Origin of the sequence: Zestomonas insulae, from assembly GCF_016901015.1 — a bacterium.
Lineage (GTDB): Bacteria > Pseudomonadota > Gammaproteobacteria > Pseudomonadales > Pseudomonadaceae > Aquipseudomonas > Aquipseudomonas insulae.
Genome location: NZ_JAFEUP010000001.1, coordinates 905,925 through 927,524, shown reverse-complemented (window position 1 = coordinate 927,524; position 21,600 = coordinate 905,925). Strand labels below are relative to the sequence as shown.

Below are 21,600 nucleotides of genomic sequence, written 5' to 3'. Positions count from 1 at the left end.
GGACCCCGCGCTTACAGCTGCGGCGCGTCTTCGTCGGTCGGCTTGCGCTTGTTGATGCCCGGCACATGCAGGCCGCTCTCGGCGATCTGCCCGCCTTCCAGCTGCGGCTGGGTCACCCAGGTGAGGATGTCGTAGTAGCGGCGGATGTTCTGCACGAAGTGCACGGTCTCGCCGCCGCGCGCATAGCCGTACTTGGTCTTGCTGTACCACTGCTTCTGCGACAGACGCGGCAGCATCTTCTTCACGTCGAGCCACTTGTTCGGGTCCAGCCCTTCGGCTTGCGCCAGCTTGCGCGCGTCGCCGAGGTGGGCGATGCCGATGTTGTAGGCGGCCAGGGCGAACCAGGTGCGGTCCGGGTCCTTGAGGTCCGGCGAGAGGCCTTCCTTGATCTGCGCGAAGTACTTGCTGCCGCCGAAGATGCTTTGCTTGGCGTCCAGACGGTTGGCCACGCCCATCGCCCGCGCCGTGCCCTCGGTGAGCATCATCAGCCCGCGCACGCCGGTCTTCGAGGTGGCCTCGGGCTGCCACAGCGACTCCTGGTAGCCCACAGCGGCGAGCAGACGCCAGTCGGTCTGGGCCTCCTGGGCGGCGGTGCGGAAGTGTTTCTCGTAGCGCGGCAGGCGCTGCTGCAGGTGCTTGGCGAAGGTGTAGGCGCCGACATAGCCGAGCACGTCGACGTGGCCGTAATAGCGGTCCTTCAGGCGTTGCAGGGTGCCGTTCTGCTTGGCGCGGGCGAGGAACTCGTTGACCGCCTCAAGCAGGCTCTTGTCTTCGCCGGGGCCCAGCGCCCAGCTCAGGCTGCTGGCGTCGCCGAAGTCGAACGCCACTCGCACGTTGGGGAAGTACACCTGGTTCATCGCCAGTTCATTGGAGTCGACCAAGGTCAGGTCGATCTGGTTCTCGTCGACCATGCGCAGCAGGTCGACCACCTCGACGGCGTCGGATTCCTCGAACTTCAGCGCCGGCACCTGCTTCTGCAGCTCGCGCAGCTGCTCGGCGTGGCTGCTGCCCTTGAGCACCATGATGCGCTGGCCGATCAGGTCCTCGGGGCGGGTCGGGCGGCGCTGGCCGTTGCGGTAGATGACCTGCGGGGTGACTTCCAGGTACGACGCGGAGAAGCGCGCCTGCTGGCGGCGGTCGTGACTGGCGACCAGCCCGGCGGCGGCCAGCTCCGGGCCATCCGGCTGATTCAGGCGGGTGAACAGGTCGTCGAGGTTGTCGGCGGTTTCGATGCGCAGCTCGACCCCCCGGTCTTCGGCGAAGCGCTTGACCAGTTCGTATTCGAAGCCGGTTTCGCCGTTGCGATCCTGGAAGTAGGTGGCCGGGCTGTTGCGGGTGACGACACGTAGCACCCCCTCCTTCTGTATGCGTTCCAGGCTGGTGGTTTCATCCACGCAGGCTGAGAACAGCAGAAGGATTCCGAGTGACAGCAGCCAGCGCATGCAGCGCTGGCGGAACACGGTCTGTGCGAGCATCAGGGCAGTATACGCAATGGATGGGGGGCGCCATATCTCGACAGCTTGCGCCTTCTCTGATAGCGCCGCTGCGCGGTGACGGCCGTCGCGGGTGCCTTGGAGGTCGCTTTGAGCTAGAATACGCGGCCTTCAAAACCCCCTTCTCCGAGGCTGTCCCGAAGATGTTGATCCTGCGCGGCGCTCCCGCCCTTTCCGCCTTCCGCCACGGCAAACTGCTCGAGCAACTGACCCGGAAAGTCAGCACCGTCCGTGGTGTGTATGCCGAGTTTGCCCACTTCGCCGAGGTCACTGGCGTCCTCACCGGCGAAGAGCAAAGCGTGCTGGCGCGTCTGCTCGAGTACGGCCCGAGCGTGGCGGTGCAGGAGCCGAGCGGCCGACTGTTCCTCGTGGTGCCGCGTTCCGGCACGATTTCGCCGTGGTCGAGCAAGGCCACCGACATCGCCAACAACTGCGGTCTGGCCAAGATCGAGCGCATCGAGCGCGGCATCGCCTACTACGTCAGTGGCGAATTCGATGACACGCAGGCCGCGCTGATCGCGCAGACCCTGCACGACCGCATGACCCAGCAGGTGCTGACCGCCCAGGAGCAGGCCGCCGGCCTGTTCAGTCATGCGCAGCCCAAGCCGCTGGCAGTGGTCGACGTGCTCGGTGGCGGCCGTGCCGCGCTGGCGCAGGCCAACCTCGAACTGGGTCTGGCGCTGGCCGACGACGAGATCGATTACCTGGTGAAGAGCTTCGCGGACCTCGGGCGCAACCCGCACGACGTCGAGCTGATGATGTTCGCCCAGGCCAACTCCGAGCACTGCCGGCACAAGATCTTCAACGCGACCTGGGACATCGACGGTCAGTCCCAGGACAAGTCGCTGTTCGGCATGATCAAGAACACCTATGAAATGCACCGCGAAGGTGTGTTGTCCGCTTACAAGGACAACGCCGCGGTGATGGTCGGCTCGGTCGCCGGGCGCTTCTACCCGAATCCGCAGACCCGCCAGTACGGCGCGGTCGCCGAGCCGGTGCACATCCTGATGAAGGTGGAAACCCACAATCACCCAACCGCCATCGCCCCGTTCCCCGGCGCCTCGACCGGCTCCGGCGGCGAAATCCGCGACGAGGGTGCCACCGGCCGCGGCGCCAAGCCGAAGGCGGGGCTGACCGGCTTCACCGTCTCCAACCTGAACATCCCGGGCTTCGAACAGCCGTGGGAGAAGCCCTACGGCAAGCCCGAGCGCATCGTCACCGCGCTGGACATCATGGTCGAGGGCCCGCTGGGCGGCGCCGCGTTCAACAACGAGTTCGGCCGGCCCAACCTGAACGGCTACTTCCGCACCTTCGAGCAGGCGATCAGCACGCCGCGTGGCGAGGAAGTGCGCGGCTACCACAAGCCGATCATGCTCGCCGGCGGCCTCGGCAACATCCGTGAAGACCATGTACAGAAGGGCGAAATCTCGGTCGGCGCCAAGCTGATCGTGCTCGGCGGCCCGGCCATGCTGATCGGCCTGGGCGGCGGCGCGGCTTCGTCGATGGCCACCGGCGCCAGCGCGGCCGACCTCGACTTCGCCTCGGTGCAGCGCGAAAACCCGGAAATGGAACGCCGCTGCCAGGAGGTCATCGACCGCTGCTGGCAGATGGGCGCGAACAACCCGATCAAGTTCATCCACGACGTCGGCGCCGGTGGCATCTCCAACGCGCTGCCCGAACTGATCAACGACGGCGGCCGCGGCGGGCGCTTCGAGCTGCGCGCGGTGCCCAACGACGAGCCGGGCATGAGCCCGCTGGAAATCTGGTGCAACGAGTCGCAGGAACGCTACGTGCTGTCGGTCGATGTCGCCGATTTCGACACCTTCAAGGCGATCTGCGAGCGCGAGCGTTGCCCGTTCGCGGTGGTCGGTGAGGCCACCGAAGAGCGCCACCTGACCGTCGCCGACAGCCATTTCGGCAACCAGCCGGTGGACATGCCGCTCGAAGTGCTGCTCGGCAAGCCGCCGCGCATGCACCGCTCGGTGCAGCGCGAAGCGGAGCTGGGCGACGATTTCAACGCCGCCGACATCGCCCTTGACGATGCCGTCACGCGCGTCCTGCGTCACCCGGCGGTGGCCAGCAAGAGCTTCCTGATCACCATCGGCGACCGCACCATCACCGGTCTGGTGGCTCGCGACCAGATGGTCGGCCCGTGGCAGGTGCCGGTGGCTGACTGCGCGGTGACCGCCGCTAGCTTCGACGTGTACACCGGTGAAGCCATGGCGATGGGCGAGCGCACCCCGCTGGCCCTGCTCGACGCCCCGGCCTCCGGGCGCATGGCGGTCGGCGAGACCGTCACCAACCTGGCTGCAGCGAGCATCGCGCAGATTTCTGACATCAAGCTGTCCGCCAACTGGATGGCCGCAGCCGGCCACCCAGGCGAGGACGCGCGTCTGTACGACACGGTCAAGGCGGTCGGCATGGAGCTGTGCCCGGCGCTGGGCATCACCATCCCGGTCGGCAAGGACTCGATGTCGATGAAGACCCGCTGGCAGGACGAGGGCGGCGAGAAGAGTGTGACCTCGCCACTGTCGCTGGTGGTTTCCGGCTTCGCGCCGGTCACCGACGTGCGCAAGAGCCTGACCCCGCAGCTGCGCACCGACAAAGGTGAAACCGACCTGATCCTCATCGACCTCGGTCGCGGGCAGAACCGCCTGGGTGGTTCGATTCTCGCGCAGACCTACGGTCAGCTCGGTCGCCAGGTGCCGGACGTCGATGACGCCGAGGACCTCAAGGCGTTCTTCGCGGTGATCCAGGGCCTGAATGCCGACGGTCACCTGCTGGCTTATCACGACCGCTCCGACGGCGGTCTGCTGACCACCGTCCTGGAAATGGCCTTCGCCGGCCACTGCGGTCTGGACCTCAACCTCGACGGCCTGGCCGACGCCGCCGGCGAGCTGGCCGGCGTGCTGTTCAACGAGGAGCTGGGCGCGGTGATCCAGGTCCAGCAGGGCGCGACCCCGGAAGTGCTGGCGCAGTTCAGCGGCGCCGGTCTGGATGACTGCGTGGCGGTGATCGGCCGTCCGGTGAATGGTCCGGAAGTCGCAATCCACTTCAATGGCGAGCCGGTGTTCACTGGCCAACGCCGCCTGCTGCAGCGTCAGTGGAGCGAAACCAGCTACCAGATCCAGCGCCTGCGCGACAACGTCGACTGCGCCGATCAGGAGTTCGACGTGCTGCTCGACGAGGACAACCCGGGCCTCAGCGTGAAACTCGCCTTCGACGTCAACGACGACATCAGCGCGCCGTTCATCAAGAAGAACGTGCGCCCGCAAGTGGCGGTGCTGCGCGAGCAGGGCGTCAACGGCCAGGTGGAAATGGCCGCGGCGTTCGATCGCGCCGGTTTCGCGGCGATCGATGTGCACATGAGCGACGTGCTCGCCGGGCGCGTCGACCTGGCCGACTTCAAGGGCCTGGTCGCCTGCGGCGGCTTCTCCTACGGCGATGTACTGGGTGCCGGTGAAGGCTGGGCCAAGTCGGTGCTGTTCAACAGCCGCGCGCGGGATGCCTTCCAGGGCTTCTTCGAGCGCCGCGACAGCTTCGCCCTTGGGGTGTGCAACGGTTGCCAGATGATGTCCAACCTGCACGAGCTGATCCCCGGCAGCGAGTTCTGGCCGCACTTCGTACGCAACCGCTCCGAGCAGTTCGAGGCGCGCGTGGCGATGGTGCAGATCCAGGAGTCGGCGTCGATCTTCCTGCAGGGCATGGCCGGCACCCGGATGCCGATCGCCATCGCCCACGGTGAAGGGCATGCCGAGTTCGAAAGCGAAGAAGCGCTGCTCGAAGCGGACCTCTCCGGTTGCGTGTCGATGCGTTTTATCGACAACTACGGCAAGGTCACCGAGGCCTACCCGGCCAACCCCAACGGCTCGCCGCGCGGGATCACCGGCCTGACCACCCGTGATGGTCGGGTGACCATCATGATGCCGCACCCCGAGCGGGTGTTCCGCGCCGTGCAGAACTCCTGGCGACCGGAGCAGTGGCAGGAAGATGGCGGCTGGCTGCGCATGTTCCGCAATGCACGCGTCTGGGTCGACTGAGTGCCTGGCGTCCGCCAGCGTCGGTAAACGGAGAGGGGAAGTCGGCGACGGCTTCCCCTCTTGTCATTCGGGGATCAGGAGCGGGTGATGGTCGAGCAGGGGCGAGCGGTGGTGCTACCGGAGGTGCGCCTGGTGCAGCCGGGTGACGTGCTGCGCCTGTGCCGTTGCGGCCGCTCGGCTCAGCGCCCGGACTGCCCGGCAGACTGTGCGCAGGCGCTGCAGCTGACCATTCGCCGCGAGCAGCGGCTGCTGCTGTGCCGCTGCGGGCGTTCCGCGCAGTTGCCCTATTGCGATGGCAGCCATGCGCCGCCCGCGTCGGGTTGGCGGGCGAAATGGCGACGCTTCTGGCTGGGGCAATAGACAGCAGCTCTTTTATTCCAAATGCCTCTATTGGCTGAGCAAACAGGGCGGTACTTTTTCAGTCCAACTCCGCAGGTTGTGAACCTCTCGGTGGTGAGTAAAGGCACATTGCCATTATTCTATGCCGGCCTGCTTGGCGAGTAGGCGTTACTCGTTCCTTGTTGCGGAGAACTCGATGTACAAGCTGTGCTTCTATGTGCCGGAAACCCACCTGGAAGTGGTGAAGACCGCGATTTTCGCGGTCGGCGGTGGACGAATCGGCAATTACGACAGCTGCTGCTGGCAGGTGTTGGGACAGGGACAGTTTCGCCCGTTGCAGGGCAGTCAGCCGTATCTGGGGCAGGCCGGGCAGGTCGAGCAGGTGGCCGAGTGGCGGGTCGAGTTGGTGGTCGCCGACGAGCTGATCCACGATGCGGTCAAGGCGCTGCGCAAGGCGCATCCCTACGAGACACCGGCCTTCGATGTCTGGCGGTTGTCGGACCTGCTGTTCTGACGACAATAAAAAAGGCGCCCAACGGCGCCTTTTTTGTTGCCCGCAGGTTACGGGCGAATCTCGATCAGCGTGCCGTCTTTGACCAGGCTCCAGATTTCCTGCATGTCGGCGTTCTTCATGGCGATGCAGCCCTCGGTCCAGTCCAGGCTGCTGAAGTACCACTCGGGGTACTCGGCATCGATCGGGGTGCCGTGGATCATGATCATGCCGCCAGGCGGAAAGCCGCCGTTGCGGGCTTTGTGCTGGTCACGGATGTTGGGGTAGGAGATGTGCATGGCCAGGTTGTACTTGTCGCTGGTCTTGCGCCAGTCGATCCAGTAGAAACCCTCGGGGGTGCGGCTGTCGCCCTCGCGCTGCTTGGCGCCACGCGGCTGTTTGCCGAGCGACACCTTGTAGCTCTTCAGCACGGCGCCTTTGCCCATCAGGTGCAGTTTGCGTTCCGACTTGATCACCAACACCTTGTCGACGGACTGACCATTCAGGGTCGGGGTAGCGTTCGCGTGAGTGAAGGCGGCAAAGGACAAACACAGTACGGCTAGCAACCAACGCATCGCTACAACTTCCCCGGATATTCGATGGACCGCCAGGCGGTCAGATTTTCTTGTCGTGTTTATAGTGCGCGCGCAACGCCTCGAGCGGTTCGTTGCGCACGGGGTAGGTCTGCGCTACCCGGTCGGCGAAGTAGCATTCTAAGGTACGGCCGACAGTCGGAAAAGCCAGCTCGGACCAAGGGATGTCGGCCTCGCGGAAGAGGCGCACCTCCAGGCTCTCCTCGCCGGCGGCAAAATCCAGATCGGCCAGACGGGCGCGGAAGAACACATAGACCTGGCTGATGTGCGGCAGGTCGAACAGCGTGTAGAGGTCCATGTCGCAGACCCGCGCCCGCGCCTCCTCGAGGGTTTCGCGGGCAGCCGCCTCGAGCATAGTTTCGCTGTTCTCCATGAACCCGGCCGGCAGCGTCCAGTATCCGCGGCGCGGCTCGATGGCGCGGCGGCAGAGCAGCACCTGGTCCTCCCACACGGCCAGACAGCCGGCGACGATGCGCGGGTTCTTGTAGTGCACGGTCTGGCACTGGGTGCAGACGTAGCGCAGGCGGTTGTCGCCGCTGGGGATGTGCTGGCTGATCGCACCGCCGCACAGGCTGCAGAATTTCATGCCGGGTCCTCTTCCGTAGTGGCCCATCTTGGCGCGTCGACGCCTGGCCTCGCAAGGTGCGCGGCGTCGCGAATTGGCTCGCTGAATACTGCGACCAAGGGGCGCAGGGCTTGGGTGGCCCGCTTTTTTCATGCCATGATGCCGGGCAGAAGAAAAGGCAGAGAATGTTCATGCTCGATGAACTGGTCCAACGTGTGCGCGATTACCGGCCACGCGTCCTGGAAGGCGACCAGGCGTTTCCCGAGGCGGCCGTACTGGTGCCCATTACCCGCAGCGACGAACCGGAGTTGGTGCTCACCCTGCGCGCCAGTGGTTTGTCCACCCACGGCGGCGAAGTGGCCTTCCCGGGCGGTCGTCGCGACCCGGAAGACCGCGATCTGATCCACACCGCGCTACGTGAGGCGCAGGAAGAAGTCGGCCTGCCACCGGGGCTGGTCGAAGTGATCGCGCCGCTCAGTCCGCTGGTCTCGCGCTACGGCATCAAGGTCACGCCAATTGTCGGCATCGTCCCCGATTTCGTTGAGTATCAACCCAATGATGACGAGATCGCCGCGGTATTCTCGGTGCCCCTGGCGTTCTTTCGCGAGGACCCGCGCGAAGTCACCCACCGCATCGACGATCACGGTACGCACTGGTACGTGCCGAGCTATCGCTACGGCGAGTTCCGCATCTGGGGGCTGACCGCGATCATGATCGTCGAGCTGGTCAACCTGCTCTACGACGCCGATATCCGCCTGGATCAGCCGCCCGCGTCGTTTATCAAACTGGGCTGAAACAGACCTGTACACCGATTAGCCTGAGGAACCTGCAATGAAATACCGCCTGGGCGATGCCCGAGTCGATGCTCATCCGGACTGCTGGATCGCCCCGAATGCCGCGGTGATCGGCAAGGTCAAGCTGGAGGCCGGCGCCAGCGTGTGGTTCGGCGCCACCCTGCGTGGCGACGTCGAGCAGATCACCATCGGTGAGAACAGCAACGTGCAAGATGGAACGGTGATGCACGCCGACGCCGGCTTCCCCACGGTAATCGGCAAGGGCGTGACCATCGGCCACAACACCATGCTGCATGGCTGCAGCGTCGGCGATTACAGCCTGATCGGCATCAACGCGGTGGTGCTCAACGGCGCCAAGATCGGCAAGTACTGCATCATCGGCGCCAATTCGCTGATCCCCGAAGGCAAGGAAATTCCCGACGGTTCGCTGGTGATGGGTTCGCCGGGCAAGGTGGTGCGCGAGCTCAGCGAGCCGCAGAAGAAGATGCTCGAGGCCAGCGCCGCGCACTACGTGCACAACGCCCAGCGCTTCGCCCGCGAGCTGGTGGTGCAGGACGACTGATGGAGCGCGAACGACCGGTCGCCTCGCCCTGCGTGTCGATCTGCGCCTTGGACGAGGATGACATCTGCACTGGCTGCCAGCGCAGCGTCGCCGAGATCACGCGCTGGGGGCGGATGGACAACCAGGAACGTCGCGAGGTGCTCAAGCGCTGCCACGAGCGCGCTAAGGCCAAGGGCCTGCTGCACTGATTTATTGCCTATGACTGGCGCCGCTGCGGCGCCGTTTTCGTTTTTGTGGCGAGTCGCTCGCCCGGTTTGTCGAGGAAACAGCATGTCCCGTATCGGAACCCCTTTGTCGCCGACCGCGACCCGCGTCCTTCTGTGTGGCTCGGGCGAGCTGGGCAAGGAAGTTGTCATCGAACTGCAGCGCCTGGGCGTTGAAGTGATCGCGGTGGATCGCTATGCCGATGCGCCGGCCATGCAGGTGGCGCACCGCAGTCACGTGGTCAATATGCTCGACGGCGCCGCCTTGCGTGCAGTGATCGAGCTGGAGCAGCCGCACTACATCGTCCCGGAAATCGAGGCGATCGCCACCGCCACGCTGGTCGAACTGGAGGCCGAGGGCTTCACTGTGATCCCCACCGCGCGTGCCGCGCAGCTGACCATGAACCGCGAGGGCATTCGCCGCCTGGCCGCCGAAGAGCTGGAGCTGCCGACCTCGCCGTACCATTTCGCCGACTCCGTCGAGGAGTACCGCTGCGCGGTGGATGACCTCGGCTTCCCCTGCGTGGTCAAGCCGATCATGAGCTCGTCCGGCAAGGGCCAGAGTCTGCTGCGCGGTCCGGACGATGTGCAGAAGGCCTGGGATTACGCCCAGGAAGGCGGCCGCGCCGGCAAGGGGCGGGTGATCGTCGAGGGCTTCATCGACTTCGACTATGAAATCACTCTGCTCACCGTGCGCCACGCCGGTGGCACCACCTTCTGCGCACCGGTCGGCCACCGTCAGGAGAAGGGCGATTACCAGGAGTCCTGGCAGCCGCAGGCGATGAGCCCGCGCGCGCTGGTCGAGTCCGAGCGCATCGCCCAGGCGGTCACAGAGGCGCTCGGCGGGCGTGGTCTGTTCGGCGTCGAGCTGTTCATCAAGGGCGACCAGGTTTGGTTCAGCGAGGTTTCGCCGCGCCCGCACGACACCGGACTGGTCACCCTGATCTCCCAGGACCTGTCGGAATTTGCCCTGCACGCGCGGGCGATTCTCGGTCTGCCGATCCCGGTGATTCGCCAGCTCGGCCCGTCGGCCTCGGCGGTGATTCTGGTCGACGGCCACTCGCAGCAGACCGCTTTCGCCAACCTCGGTGCCGCACTGAGCGAGCCGGACACCGCGCTGCGCCTGTTCGGCAAGCCGGAAGTGGCCGGGCAGCGGCGCATGGGCGTGACCCTGGCGCGTGATGCATCGATCGAGCTGGCGCGCGCCAAGGCACTGCGCGCCGCGCAGGCGGTCGACGTCGAGCTGTGAGTCGCTGGCGCGGCTTGGCCTGGTGGTCGGCGCTGCTGACTCTGCTGCCGATCCTCCTGCCGCTGGCGCTACGCACCCGGCGTAATGCCCTGCGCTTGGCGTCAGCCGCCGGGGCGGAGCAGGGCATGGTCGCCAGCGCCGAGGCAGGGGCGCCGCTGAAGCTGCTGCTGTTGGGGGAGTCGACGGTCGCCGGCGTCGGTGCCGCCTGTCTCGATCAGGCCCTGGCTGGTCAGCTGGCCACTGCGCTGAGTGCGCGTCTGCAACGCGGCGTGCACTGGCAGGCTCTCGGCGAAAACGGCATCACCGCCGGGCAGGCGTGTCAGCGACTGTTGCCGCAGGCCGCGCTGGACGCCGATCTGGTGGTGCTGGTGTTCGGCGTCAACGACACCACCCACTTCACCTCGCTGAAGGCCTGGCGCACCGCGTTAGGTCAGTTGATCGCGCATTTCCAGGCGCACGGTGCGCAAGTGGTGTGCACGGCGGTGCCGCCGCTGGAGCATTTCCATGCCTTGCCCTGGCTGCTGCGCCAGTTGTTCGGCTGGCGCGCGCGGTTGATGGACGCGCAGCTGCGCGCGCTCGCCAGCGAGCGAGGCGCGGCGTACTGCGGGGCGGAGATCCGCATGCAGCGGGAATTCCTCGCGGTGGATGGCTATCACCCGTCGGCGCTGGGTTACCGCACCTGGGGCGAGAGCCTGGCCGAATTGCTCGGCCAGGCCCGCTGAAGCTCAGTGCACGCGGCTGAGGTCGCGGTCGCGAGTCTCTTTCAGGCACAGCACAGCCAGCAGGCTGATCAGCGCGGCGACCGACACGTAGCCGCCGACATAGCCGAGGCCGCCGATGGTCACCAGCTTCTGGGCGAAGAACGGCGCTGCCGAGGCGCCGACGATGCCGCCCAGGTTGTAGGCCGCTGAGGCGCCGGTGTAGCGCACCTGGGTGGGGAACAGCTCCGGCAGCAGGGCGCCCATCGGCGCGAAAGTGAAACCCATGAGGAACAGCTCGACGGCCAGGAACAGCGTCACCGCGACGCTGGAGCCCTGGGTCAGCAGCGGCTGCATGGCGAAGCCGGAGAGGATTGCCAGCGCGCAGCCGAGCAGCAGCACAGGTTTACGCCCGAAGCGGTCGCTGAGCCAGGCCGACAGCGGTGTCGCCAGGGCCATGAACAGCACGGCGAAGCACAGCATGCCGAGGAAGCTCTCGCGGCTGTAGCCGAGGCTGGTCACGCCGTAGCTCAGGGAAAACACTGTGGAGATGTAGAACAGCGCGTAGCACACCACCATGGCCAGTGCGCCGAGCAGCATCGGCCGCCAGTGCTGGCTGAGCGTCTCGACCAGCGGCAGCTTGACCCGTTCCTGGCGGGCGACCGCGTTGGCGAACACCGGCGATTCCTCGAGCTTCAGGCGCACATACAGGCCGACGATCACCAGCACGGCGCTGAGCAGGAACGGAATGCGCCAGCCCCAGGCGCGGAACTGCTGGTCGTCGAGCAGCATGGCCAGGCTGAGGAACAGTCCATTGGCGGCGAGGAAGCCGATCGACGGGCCGAGTTGCGGGAACATGCCGAACCAGGCGCGTTTGCCCGGCGGCGCATTCTCGGTGGCGAGCAGTGCGGCGCCGCCCCATTCACCGCCCAGGCCGAGGCCCTGGCCAAAGCGCAGCAGGCACAGCAACAGTGGCGCCCAGAAACCGATGCTGTCGTAGCCGGGCAGCACGCCGATCAGGGTGGTGGAGACGCCCATCAGCAGCAGCGAGGCGACCAGCGTCGACTTGCGGCCGATGCGGTCACCGAAATGACCGAACAGCGCGGAGCCGAGCGGGCGGGCGAGAAAGGCGATGCCGAAGGTGATGAACGCCGAGAGCATCTGCGCGGTGCTCGAGCCCTGCGGAAAGAACACCGGGCCGATCACCAAGGCGGCGGCCGTGGCGTAGACGTAGAAATCGTAGAACTCGATGGCGGTACCGATGAAGCTGGCGGTGGCCACGCGGGCCGGCGAGTTGCCGGTCGGTGTGTCGAGCTCGGTGGGCAGAGTGGTGGTGCTGGTCATGCGGGCATCCCGGGCAGGCGCTCGACGCGCTGGCGTGAGCATGGAGGAGGGCGGGCGCGGGAATGGCTGGCGGTGCATGCGTACTGCGGGCGCGGCGGGTGGCGGGGCGCGCAGTTTCCCTGGCGCCGGCGCGGGTAGCGCGGGCGGACGGCGGGGAGGCTGGGTAAGCGCGGTCGATTATAGGGAGCGGCGGAAGCGCCGGGCAACCGGCTTGGGTGGCGGCTCGAGCCTAGCGCTGGCCGCGCGCGGCGTCGGCGCGCCAGGCGCGCACGCGCACCACGCGATTGTCACGAGTGGCCAGGGTTTCCAGGCGATACGGGCCGATCTTCAGGCACACGCAGGTGTCCGGAATCTGCTCCAGGGCCTCGGTGATCAGGCCGTTGAGGGTCTTCGGCCCGTCGCAGGGGAGCTGCCAGCCGAGCGCGCGGTTGAGTTCGCGCAAGTGCAGCGAGCCGTCGAGGCTATAGCGGCCGTCGTCCTCGGGCTGGATCGCCGGGTTGGGACCGATCTCGTCGAGGTTGCCGAACTCCCCGATCAGTTCGCGGAAGATGTCTTCCAGGCTGACCAGGCCCAGCACGTCGCCGTACTCGTCGACGACGATGGCGATGCGCCGCTGTTCCTTCTGAAAATTGAGCAGCTGGGTCAGCAGTGGCGTGCTTTCCGGGACGAAATAGGCTTCCTTGCTGGCCGCCAACAGCGCGGCGCCATCCAGGTCGGCGCGGCCGATTAGCTGGGCGATCTGCCGCACGTGCAGCAGGCCTTCGATGTGGTTGATGTCGCCGCGGTACAGCGGCAGGCGAGTGTGAGCCGAGGCGCGCAGCTGGCTGACGATCTGCTCCGGCGCGGCGCCGATGTCGATGCCCTGGATTTCGCTGCGCGGCAGCATGATCGACTTGATGCGCATCTGTTGCAGGGCGTCGAGCAGCGAGGGCGGCAGTTCGTGGTGGGCTTGTGGCGCCTCGCCGGAGGCCTGGCGCGGTAGGCGTCGGCGGCTCAGCGACCAGACCGCTAGCGCGGCGGCGAGGGCGAGCAACAGGCCAAGCAGCAGACCACTGCCGAAGGTGCTCATATATGCAGGATGAATTCGCGCACCAGCTTGCTGCCGAAGTAGGCCAGCATCAGCAGGCAAAAGCCGGCCAGGGTCCAGCGGATCGCCTTGTGGCCGCGCCAGCCGCGCTGATGGCGACCCCACAGCAGCACGGCGAAGATCACCCAGGCCACGCAGGCGAGCAGGGTCTTGTGCACCAGGTGCTGGGCGAACAGGTCGTCGAGGAACAGCCAGCCGGAAATCAGCGACAGCGACAGCAGCAGCCAGCCGGCCCAGAGGAAGCCGAACAGCAGGCTTTCCATGGTCTGCAGTGGTGGGAAGTTCTTGATCAGCCCGGACGGGTGCTTGTGTTTGAGCTGATGGTCCTGGAGCAGCAGAAGCAGCGATTGGAACATGGCAATCGTCAGCATGCCGTAGGCGAGGATCGACAGCAGGATGTGGGCGAGGATGCCGGGTTGCTCATTGATCCCCTGGACCGTGCCCTCCGGGGCAAACTGGCCGAGCAACACGGTCAGGCAGCCGAGCGGGAAGAGCAGCAGCAGCAGGTTCTCCACCGGGATGCGGGTGGCGGCCAGCAGGGTCAGGGCGATCACCGCCGCGGCAATCAGGCTGGCGGCGTTGAAGAAGTCGAGTACCAGTCCGCTCGGGGTGATCAGCTGCAACAGCAGGCCGCCAGTGTGGGCCAGCAGCGCCAGGATGCCGAGGGCGAGGAGAAGGCGCCGATCCGGCGTCTGGCGGGCGCTCAGGCGCAGGGCCTGGTAAGCGGTGGCGATCGCGTATAGCGCGGCGGCGGCGAGGCTGGGCAACAGAGGCTGCATAAATCCTTGTAATACGAGGCCCGAAAGGCGTTGAGTTTGGCATACAAAGGTCTTTTCACGAAAGACCGCAGCCTGTGTCGGTGCCCGAGACACTTCGCTATAATCCGCCGCCTGCTGCAAGCTCAAGCCCTGCTCGCCAGAGCCCGAAAGGAACGCGCATGTTTGAAAATCTCACCGATCGCCTCTCGCACACGCTGCGTACCGTCACCGGCAAGGCCAAGCTGACCGAAGACAATATCAAGGACACCTTGCGCGAAGTGCGCATGGCCTTGCTCGAGGCCGACGTCGCCCTGCCGGTGGTCAAGGACTTCGTCAACAACGTGAAGGAGCGCGCGGTCGGCACCGAGGTGTCGAAGAGCCTGACGCCAGGGCAGGCGTTCGTGAAGATCGTGCGCGCCGAGCTGGAATCGCTGATGGGCGCGGCCAACGAGGATCTGGCGCTGAATGCCGCGCCGCCTGCGGTGGTGCTGATGGCCGGTCTGCAGGGCGCGGGCAAGACCACCACGGTCGGCAAGCTGGCGCGCTTCCTCAAGGAGCGCCGCAAGAAGAGCGTACTGGTGGTCTCGGCGGACATCTACCGTCCGGCGGCGATCAAGCAGTTGGAAACCCTGGCCAGCGACATCGGCGTGACCTTCTTCCCGTCGGACAGCAGCCAGCAGCCGGTGGCGATCGCCGAAGCGGCGATCCGCGAAGCCAAGCTCAAATTCATTGATGTGGTGCTGCTCGATACCGCCGGTCGCCTGCACGTCGACGCCGACATGATGGCCGAGATCCAGGCCCTGCACGCCGCGGTCAAGCCGGTCGAAACGCTGTTCGTGGTCGATGCGATGACCGGTCAGGACGCTGCCAACACCGCCAAGGCGTTCGGCGACGCGTTGCCACTGACTGGCGTGGTGCTGACCAAGGTCGACGGCGATGCCCGCGGCGGTGCCGCCCTGTCGGTGCGCCACATCACCGGCAAACCGATCAAGTTCATCGGGATGGGCGAAAAGAGCGACGCGCTCGAGCCGTTCCACCCTGACCGTATCGCCTCGCGCATCCTCGGCATGGGCGACGTGCTCAGCCTGATCGAGCAGGCCGAGCAGACCCTTGACCGCGAAAAGGCCGAGAAACTCACCAAGAAGCTGAAGAAGGGCAAGGGCTTCGATCTCGAAGACTTCCGCGACCAGTTGCAGCAGATGAAGAACATGGGCGGCCTCGGCGGTCTGATGGACAAGCTGCCACAGCTCGGCGGCGTCAACCTGGCGCAGATGGGCAATGCCCAGGGCGCGGCGGAGAAGCAGTTCAAGCAGATGGAGGCGATCATTAATTCAATGACTCCCGCTGAACGCCGCGATCCGGACCTCATCAGCGGCTCGCGCAAGCGCCGTATTGCCCTCGGTTCCGGCACTCAGGTGCAGGACATCGGTCGGCTGATCAAGCAGCACAAGCAAATGCAGAAGATGATGAAGAAGTTCACCGCCAAGGGTGGCATGGCCAAGATGATGCGCGGCATGGGCGGGATGTTCCCCGGTGGCATGCCCAAGCTGTGAGGCCCGCCCTGGCTGCTGTGGAAAAATTGATTTGCAATCGGCGGGATACCCCTTAGAATATGCGGCCTTTCGGGCCCCGTGTCCGGCATGATTGACCAGATTTGCTAGTACCGACTACAGGAACGATGTTCACATGGTAACTATCCGTCTTGCTCGCGGCGGCTCTAAAAAGCGCCCGTTCTACCACCTGACCGTGACCAACAGCCGCAATGCGCGCGATGGTCGCTTCGTTGAGCGCATCGGTTTCTTCAACCCGGTTGCTGCCGGTGGTGAAGTGCGCCTGTCCGTTGACCAAGAGCGCGCCAGCTACTGGCTCGGCCAGGGCGCTCAGCCGTCCGAGCGCGTTGCTCAGCTGCTCAAGGAAGCTGCCAAGGCTGCTGCCTGAGCCCTATGAGCGCGACGCCAGCCCCGGCCGATGACCTGATTGTCATCGGCAAGATTGGTTCGGTGCACGGCGTCCGTGGCGAGGTGAAGGTGTATTCCTTTACCGACCCGATCGACAACCTGCTGGACTACCCCCACTGGACGCTGCGGCGTGACGGTGAGGTCCGCACGGTTGAGCTGGTCCGGGGGCGTCTGCAGGGCAAGGTCCTGGTGGCCAAGCTCAAGGGTCTCGATGACCGCGAGGAAGCACGTGCTTTCGGCGGTTTCGAAATCTGCATCGCTCGTGCGCTGTTGCCGCAACTGGCCGAAGGCGAGTACTACTGGTATCAGCTGGAAGGACTCAAGGTCATCGACCCGCTCGGGCAACTGCTCGGCCGTATCGATCACCTGCTCGAGACCGGTTCGAACGATGTCATGGTGGTCAAACCCTGCGTCGGCAGTCTGGATGATCGCGAGCGCTTGCTGCCCTATACGGACCAGTGCGTGCTGCAGATCGACCTGGCCGCTGGCGAAATGCGGGTGGAGTGGGATGCGGACTTCTGAACCCCGGGTCAGTGCGAAACATGGCTAACCTGCGTGTCGAAGTCATTACCCTGTTCCCCGAGATGTTCGCCGCGATCAGCGACTACGGCATTACCAGTCGCGCGGTGAAGCAGGGACTGCTGCAGCTGACGTGCTGGAACCCGCGCAGCTACACCACGGATCGTCATCACACGGTCGACGACCGGCCGTTCGGCGGCGGTCCCGGCATGGTGATGAAGATCAAGCCGCTCGAGGATGCGCTGCTGGATGCCAAGCAAGCGATCGAGGGGCCGGCGAAGGTGATTTACCTGTCGCCGCAGGGCCGCCCGCTGACACAGTCGGCGGTCCGAGAACTGGCGAGCGAGGAGGCGTTGATCCTCATCGCCGGGCGATATGAAGGCATCGACGAGCGCTTCATTGAAGCGCATGTCGATGAGGAATGGTCGATCGGTGACTATGTTCTGTCCGGTGGCGAGCTGCCGGCCATGGTGCTGATCGATGCGGTGACGCGTTTGCTGCCCGGTGCATTGGGGCATGTGAATTCTGCCGAGGAGGACTCGTTTACCGACGGCCTGCTCGACTGCCCGCACTACACCCGACCTGAGGTGTATGCGGGGCGACGTGTTCCTGAGGTGCTGCTTGGCGGCAATCACGAACACATCCGGCGTTGGCGTTTGCAGCAGTCCGTGGGACGGACCTACGAACGCCGTGCTGATCTTCTGGATAGCCGCTCGCTTTCTGGAGAAGAACAAGCGCTGTTGGCGGAATACCTCCGCCAGCGGGACGATAGTTAACGTATCGATGGCTGGCCTGACGGCTGGTCTTAGGAGCATAGCGATGACCAACAAAATCATTCAGCAACTCGAAGCTGAACAGATGACCAAAGAGATTCCGGCGTTCGCCCCGGGCGACACCGTAATCGTGCAAGTCAAAGTGAAGGAAGGCGACCGTCAGCGTCTGCAGGCCTTCGAAGGCGTGGTTATCGGCAAGCGCAACCGCGGTCTGAACAGCGCGTTCACCGTGCGTAAGATCTCCAACGGTGTAGGCGTCGAGCGTACCTTCCAGACCTACTCCCCGCTGGTTGACAGCATCAGCGTCAAGCGCCGCGGCGACGTGCGCAAGGCCAAGCTGTACTACCTCCGCGACCTGTCCGGCAAGGCAGCGCGCATCAAGGAAAAACTGGTCTAAGCCAGTCGTTCCAGAAAAAGCAGCCTCCGGGCTGCTTTTTTCGTTCTGGGGGCAAGACGGGATTGGCCTGGCGACAGCCAGATAAAAAAGGGCGCCTGCGGGCGCCCTTTTTGGATCGCGGCGCTCAGGGGCGCAGGCTGATCTTCAGCGACGCCTGCGACAGGTCGATATTGTTCAGCGCCAGGCTGCCGAAGCTCTGCTGGCTGGGCGCGCCGGCGACGCGGATGTTGTCGAAGCGCAGTTCGCCGATCGAGCTGGGCAGGCGCACGTTCACCGAGCCGTCAGCGTTGATCTGCGGCAGTGCCGCATGGGTGTCGTAGCGCACATCTGTCAGCGTGGTTTCCGCCTCCAGGCTGTCCAGCACCGGCATCACCAGTTTGGCGAGCTGCTTCACGGTGGCCACCCCGTCGCCGTTTTCGGCCTGCAGGAACAGACCCTGCAGCGCATCGTCGAGGCCCTGGGCGTTGATGCTGCTCATCTCGCGATCGCTCAGCGGCTTCAGTCCGCGCGGGGTTTCCTGGCGGGTCGCGCTGCTGCTCGGTTGCATGCGCTGGATGTCCGCGCTGGCCAGCTGGAACGGGCTGAGCAGGGCGGCGACCAGCGTCGCGGCCAAGCGCAGGTTGTTCTGCTTCTTCAGCGCCCGGCTCAACTGCCGCGAGTTCAGCAGACCCTGTTCGAGGAGAATTTCGCCGAGCCGCTTGCCGCTGGTTATTTGCAGGCCGATGGCAGCGTCCAGCTGGACGCGGTCGATCAAGCCTTTGTTGAGAAGAATCTGGCCAAGACGGGAGTTCTGATGGCTGGGCATGGAAAGGTCCGCGGCGCGAGTTGGTGGCTATGTGCAATCATGTGGCGCCGCGCCGCGGAAGTCACCCGACCAAAGATAGGGTGACGACGGCTGGCGGCGCCGAAGCCGAGCTACGGCGACGGGTGGTCGGCGTCCGGGCCCTTGTCGATCACCGCCACCAGCACCCAGCCCGGCTGCGGCTGCTGGTCGAATTCCGGTGTCACCACGTGCACCCAGCCTTCGGCGTTGCGGGCGAACAGCAGGCAGGCGCGTTCACCATGCAGGGCTTGGTAGTCGCTCCAGCCGAAACCCGGGGTCAAGGTGGTGGTGTACAGCTCGGCGCCCTGGCTCAGGCGGCTGGCGAGCTGCCCGTAGGTCAGTGGCTGGCTGCCGAGCAACTGGCCGCGGTGCTGGCCACTGGCGCGGTGCTTGTCACTGAGGCTGCGTTCGAGGCTGCTGGCCAGGCTGAACAAGCGGCGATGGCCAAAGTCGTGGCGAAAGCGCATGCAGGCCAAGGCGTTGAGTTCGCCCGCCGGTGACAAGGCGAGCAGGCGGCCGAGGCCGACCAGGTCGAGGTGGGCGTCGGCGTGCTGCGAGGCCGGATTACCGAAGTAGGTGGGCAGGTTCTCCATGCGCGCGGCACTGACGTTCTCCCAGCTGGAATCGGTGAGCAGGACTCGGCAGCCGAGCTGTTGCAGGGCGCTGGCCAGCTCGCGGGCAGGGCGGTGCGCGCCGACGATGAGAAAGCCGTTCGGCGCCGGTTCGGCGACCTTCAGCAGGCGCGCCAGCGGCCGCGCGGTGGCGCTTTGCAGCAGCACGGTGCCGATGATCACGGCGAAGGTCAGTGGCACCAGCAGTGCCGCGTCGGCATGCCCCGATTCACTCAGGCGCATGGCGAAGATCGCCGACACTGCGGCGGCGACAATCCCGCGTGGCGCGACCCAGGACAGCAGCAGGCGCTCGCGCCAGCCGAGGCTCGAGCCGTAAGTCGAGAGCGCCACGCACAGCGGCCGGGCGACGAACTGGATGACCAGTAGCAGCAACAGCACCTGCGGCCCCAGCGCCAGCAGCGCCTGCAGGTCGAGGCGCGCGGCGAGCAGGATGAACAGGCCGGAGATCAGCAGCACGCTGAGGTTCTCCTTGAAGTGCAGGATCGGCTGCACATCGACGCCCTGCATGTTGGCCAGGCGCATGCCCATCACCGTCACCGCGAGCAACCCTGATTCGTGCACGCTGAGATTGGCGGCGATGAATACGCCAAGCACCGCGGCGAGGGCGGCCAGGTTGTGCAGGTATTCCGGCAGCCAGTGGCGGCGCAGGACCTGGCCGAACAGCCAGCCGCCGGCCAGGCCGAACAGGCTGCCGCAGAGAATCACCGCGGCGAAGATGCGCAGGCTGAGCAGCAGCCCGCTGGCCTCGTCGCTGGCGACGATGTAGCTGAACACCACCACCGCGAACAGCGCGCCGATCGGGTCGATGACGATGCCTTCCCAGCGCAGGATGTTGGCGATCGAGGCCTTGGGGCGCACCACGCGGAGCATCGGCACAATCACGGTGGGGCCGGTGACCAGGGTCAGCGCGCCGAACAGCACCGCCATCGGCCAGCGAAAATCGAGCAGGTAGTGGGTAGTGACCGCGATCACCGCGCCGGTGGCGAGTGCGCCGAGGGTCACCATGCGCCGCACCACGCTGCCGATCTCGTGCCATTCGCTGAAGCGCAGGGTCAGGCTGCCCTCGAACAGGATCAGGGCGACGGACAGCGAGACCAGTGGAAACAGCAGCTGGCCGAACAGCGCTTGAGGATCGAGCCAGCCGAGAATCGGGCCGGCGAGAATGCCGCTGAGCAGGAGAAACAGAATCGCCGGGAGCCGCAGGCGCCAGGCCAGCCATTGGCAGGCCAACGCCACGCCGCCGATGCCGCCGACGGCGAGCAAAATCTGTTCTTCGTTCATCTTGCGTCCTTGTGCGAACGCCTGGCCCTACGTGGCCAGGCTATGAAAGACTAGCGGTGCCTCGTCCATAGATACAGCCCCGCCATGCCCGCCCTGGATCACCCCCTGATCGACCGTTTCCTTGACAATCTGTGGCTGGAGAAAGGCCTGTCCGAGCACACCCGTTCGGCTTATCGCAGCGACCTTGCGCACTTCAATGGCTGGCTGCAGGGGCGAGGCCTGGAGCTGGCGGCGGTCGGTCGCGACGCGATCCTCGATCACCTCGCCTGGCGCCTCGGCGCGGGCTATGTGGCGCGCTCCACCGCACGCTTTCTTTCCGGGCTGCGCGGCTTCTACCGCTTCCTGCTCAGCGAGGGGCTGATCAGCAACGATCCGACCCTGCAGGTCGAGCTGCCGCACATCGGCCGGCCGCTGCCGAAATCGCTCAGCGAGGCGGATGTCGAGGCCTTGCTGGCCGCCCCCGAGCTGGAAGACCCGATCGGGCTGCGCGACCGCGCCATGCTCGAGGTGCTCTACGCCTGCGGCCTGCGGGTCAGCGAACTGATCGCGCTGACGTTCGAGCAGGTCAACCTGCGCCAGGGCGTGCTCAAGGTGTTCGGCAAGGGCCGCAAGGAGCGCCTGGTGCCGCTCGGCGAAGAAGCCATCGTGTGGATCGAGCGTTACGTGCGCGAGGCGCGGCCGCTGCTGCTCGCCGGCAAGCCGAGCGATGTGTTGTTTCCCAGTCAGCGCGGCGAGCAGATGACCCGGCAGACCTTCTGGCACCGGATCAAGCACCAGGCCGCGGTTGCCGGCATCGGCAAGTCGCTGTCGCCGCACACTCTGCGACATGCTTTCGCCACCCACCTGCTCAATCACGGCGCCGACCTGCGCACCGTGCAGATGCTCCTCGGCCACAGCGATCTGTCGACCACGCAGATCTACACCCACATCGCCAAGGCGCGCCTGCAGGAGCTGCATGCGCGGCATCATCCGCGCGGTTGATGACCAGTGGTCGCCGACCTG

22 protein-coding genes are annotated in these 21,600 nt (G+C 65.7%); 14 read left to right on the top strand and 8 right to left on the bottom strand.

Features of this window, described 5'->3' with window-relative positions:
* Positions 1–11: 11 nt before the first annotated feature.
* The gene (gene mltF / locus JQX08_RS04460; RefSeq protein WP_204915044.1) at positions 12–1,475 is read right to left on the bottom strand and encodes a membrane-bound lytic murein transglycosylase MltF; all 1,464 of its coding nucleotides are present in this window, start codon (positions 1,473–1,475) and stop codon (positions 12–14) included.
* A 161-nt stretch (positions 1,476–1,636) separates the two neighbouring features.
* Between mltF and purL the strand changes: the two genes are divergently transcribed.
* The 3 genes from purL to JQX08_RS04445 all read left to right on the top strand — a co-directional run bounded on the left by purL (position 1,637) and on the right by JQX08_RS04445 (position 6,386).
* Positions 1,637–5,533: a phosphoribosylformylglycinamidine synthase gene (gene purL, locus JQX08_RS04455; RefSeq protein ID WP_204915043.1), complete on the top strand. Its 3,897-nt coding sequence runs from the start codon at positions 1,637–1,639 to the stop codon at positions 5,531–5,533.
* Between the two features lie 87 nt (positions 5,534–5,620).
* Positions 5,621–5,893 (top strand): CDGSH iron-sulfur domain-containing protein, encoded by a 273-nt coding sequence (locus JQX08_RS04450; RefSeq protein ID WP_204915331.1) that lies wholly within the window; start codon positions 5,621–5,623, stop codon positions 5,891–5,893.
* A gap of 175 nt (positions 5,894–6,068) precedes the next feature.
* The gene (locus JQX08_RS04445) at positions 6,069–6,386 is read left to right on the top strand and encodes a YqfO family protein (protein ID WP_204915042.1); all 318 of its coding nucleotides are present in this window, start codon (positions 6,069–6,071) and stop codon (positions 6,384–6,386) included.
* 47 nt (positions 6,387–6,433) lie between these two features.
* Here JQX08_RS04445 and JQX08_RS04440 read toward each other — a convergent pair whose 3' ends face one another.
* The gene (locus tag JQX08_RS04440) at positions 6,434–6,937 is read right to left on the bottom strand and encodes a L,D-transpeptidase family protein (RefSeq protein WP_204915041.1); all 504 of its coding nucleotides are present in this window, start codon (positions 6,935–6,937) and stop codon (positions 6,434–6,436) included.
* A 40-nt stretch (positions 6,938–6,977) separates the two neighbouring features.
* Positions 6,978–7,541 (bottom strand): NUDIX hydrolase, encoded by a 564-nt coding sequence (locus JQX08_RS04435; RefSeq protein WP_204915040.1) that lies wholly within the window; start codon positions 7,539–7,541, stop codon positions 6,978–6,980.
* 170 nt (positions 7,542–7,711) lie between these two features.
* Here JQX08_RS04435 and JQX08_RS04430 point away from each other — a divergent pair, with 170 nt between their 5' ends.
* From JQX08_RS04430 to JQX08_RS04410, 5 genes are all read left to right on the top strand, one after another.
* A complete protein-coding gene (locus JQX08_RS04430; protein WP_204915039.1) occupies positions 7,712–8,314 on the top strand; it encodes a CoA pyrophosphatase in 603 nt (200 codons plus the stop codon).
* Positions 8,315–8,351: 37 nt separating this feature from the next.
* On the top strand, positions 8,352–8,876 hold the full coding sequence (locus tag JQX08_RS04425) for a gamma carbonic anhydrase family protein (RefSeq protein ID WP_204915038.1): 525 nt from the start codon (positions 8,352–8,354) through the stop codon (positions 8,874–8,876).
* Positions 8,876–9,064 carry a DUF1289 domain-containing protein gene (locus tag JQX08_RS04420; RefSeq protein WP_204915037.1) on the top strand — a complete coding sequence of 63 codons (189 nt, stop codon included), beginning with the start codon at positions 8,876–8,878 and terminating at the stop codon, positions 9,062–9,064. Before JQX08_RS04425 ends, JQX08_RS04420 begins: the two co-directional genes overlap by 1 nt.
* A gap of 82 nt (positions 9,065–9,146) precedes the next feature.
* A complete protein-coding gene (gene purT / locus JQX08_RS04415; protein WP_204915036.1) occupies positions 9,147–10,328 on the top strand; it encodes a formate-dependent phosphoribosylglycinamide formyltransferase in 1,182 nt (393 codons plus the stop codon).
* Positions 10,325–11,050 (top strand): GDSL-type esterase/lipase family protein, encoded by a 726-nt coding sequence (locus tag JQX08_RS04410; protein WP_204915035.1) that lies wholly within the window; start codon positions 10,325–10,327, stop codon positions 11,048–11,050. Before purT ends, JQX08_RS04410 begins: the two co-directional genes overlap by 4 nt.
* 3 nt (positions 11,051–11,053) lie before the next feature.
* On the opposite strand, the gene JQX08_RS04405 is transcribed toward JQX08_RS04410, so the two are convergent.
* The 3 genes from JQX08_RS04405 to JQX08_RS04395 all read right to left on the bottom strand — a co-directional run bounded on the left by JQX08_RS04405 (position 11,054) and on the right by JQX08_RS04395 (position 14,236).
* Positions 11,054–12,370: an MFS transporter gene (locus tag JQX08_RS04405; protein WP_204915034.1), complete on the bottom strand. Its 1,317-nt coding sequence runs from the start codon at positions 12,368–12,370 to the stop codon at positions 11,054–11,056.
* Positions 12,371–12,599: 229 nt separating this feature from the next.
* Entirely contained in the window at positions 12,600–13,439 is an 840-nt protein-coding gene (locus tag JQX08_RS04400) for a transporter associated domain-containing protein (RefSeq protein ID WP_204915033.1), read from the bottom strand.
* The gene (locus JQX08_RS04395; protein ID WP_204915032.1) at positions 13,436–14,236 is read right to left on the bottom strand and encodes a cytochrome C assembly family protein; all 801 of its coding nucleotides are present in this window, start codon (positions 14,234–14,236) and stop codon (positions 13,436–13,438) included. The genes JQX08_RS04400 and JQX08_RS04395 overlap by 4 nt, the downstream gene beginning before the upstream one ends.
* 158 nt (positions 14,237–14,394) lie before the next feature.
* Here JQX08_RS04395 and ffh point away from each other — a divergent pair, with 158 nt between their 5' ends.
* The 5 genes from ffh (at position 14,395) to rplS (ending at position 17,862) form a co-directional block, all read left to right on the top strand.
* Positions 14,395–15,768, top strand: coding sequence for a signal recognition particle protein (ffh, locus tag JQX08_RS04390; RefSeq protein ID WP_204915031.1), 1,374 nt, complete (start codon positions 14,395–14,397; stop codon positions 15,766–15,768).
* 133 nt (positions 15,769–15,901) lie between these two features.
* Positions 15,902–16,153: a 30S ribosomal protein S16 gene (gene rpsP, locus JQX08_RS04385; protein WP_204915030.1), complete on the top strand. Its 252-nt coding sequence runs from the start codon at positions 15,902–15,904 to the stop codon at positions 16,151–16,153.
* 5 nt (positions 16,154–16,158) lie between these two features.
* Entirely contained in the window at positions 16,159–16,695 is a 537-nt protein-coding gene (rimM, locus tag JQX08_RS04380) for a ribosome maturation factor RimM (RefSeq protein ID WP_204915029.1), read from the top strand.
* 20 nt (positions 16,696–16,715) lie between these two features.
* Complete coding sequence (trmD, locus tag JQX08_RS04375) at positions 16,716–17,468, top strand: tRNA (guanosine(37)-N1)-methyltransferase TrmD (RefSeq protein ID WP_204915028.1); 753 nt, start codon at positions 16,716–16,718, stop codon at positions 17,466–17,468.
* A 43-nt stretch (positions 17,469–17,511) separates the two neighbouring features.
* The gene (rplS, locus tag JQX08_RS04370) at positions 17,512–17,862 is read left to right on the top strand and encodes a 50S ribosomal protein L19 (protein ID WP_204915027.1); all 351 of its coding nucleotides are present in this window, start codon (positions 17,512–17,514) and stop codon (positions 17,860–17,862) included.
* 124 nt (positions 17,863–17,986) lie between these two features.
* Here the strand turns inward: rplS and JQX08_RS04365 are convergent, their stop codons facing one another.
* Together JQX08_RS04365 and JQX08_RS04360 are read right to left on the bottom strand one after the other, a co-directional pair.
* Complete coding sequence (locus JQX08_RS04365) at positions 17,987–18,667, bottom strand: cyclic di-GMP-binding domain-containing protein, MshE-related (protein ID WP_204915025.1); 681 nt, start codon at positions 18,665–18,667, stop codon at positions 17,987–17,989.
* A 110-nt stretch (positions 18,668–18,777) separates the two neighbouring features.
* Positions 18,778–20,598, bottom strand: a complete 1,821-nt coding sequence (locus JQX08_RS04360; protein ID WP_204915023.1) for a cation:proton antiporter — start codon at positions 20,596–20,598, stop codon at positions 18,778–18,780.
* Positions 20,599–20,682: 84 nt separating this feature from the next.
* On the opposite strand from JQX08_RS04360, the gene xerD reads away from it, so the two are divergent.
* Positions 20,683–21,579 carry a site-specific tyrosine recombinase XerD gene (xerD, locus tag JQX08_RS04355; RefSeq protein ID WP_204915021.1) on the top strand — a complete coding sequence of 299 codons (897 nt, stop codon included), beginning with the start codon at positions 20,683–20,685 and terminating at the stop codon, positions 21,577–21,579.
* Positions 21,580–21,600 lie beyond the last annotated feature (21 nt).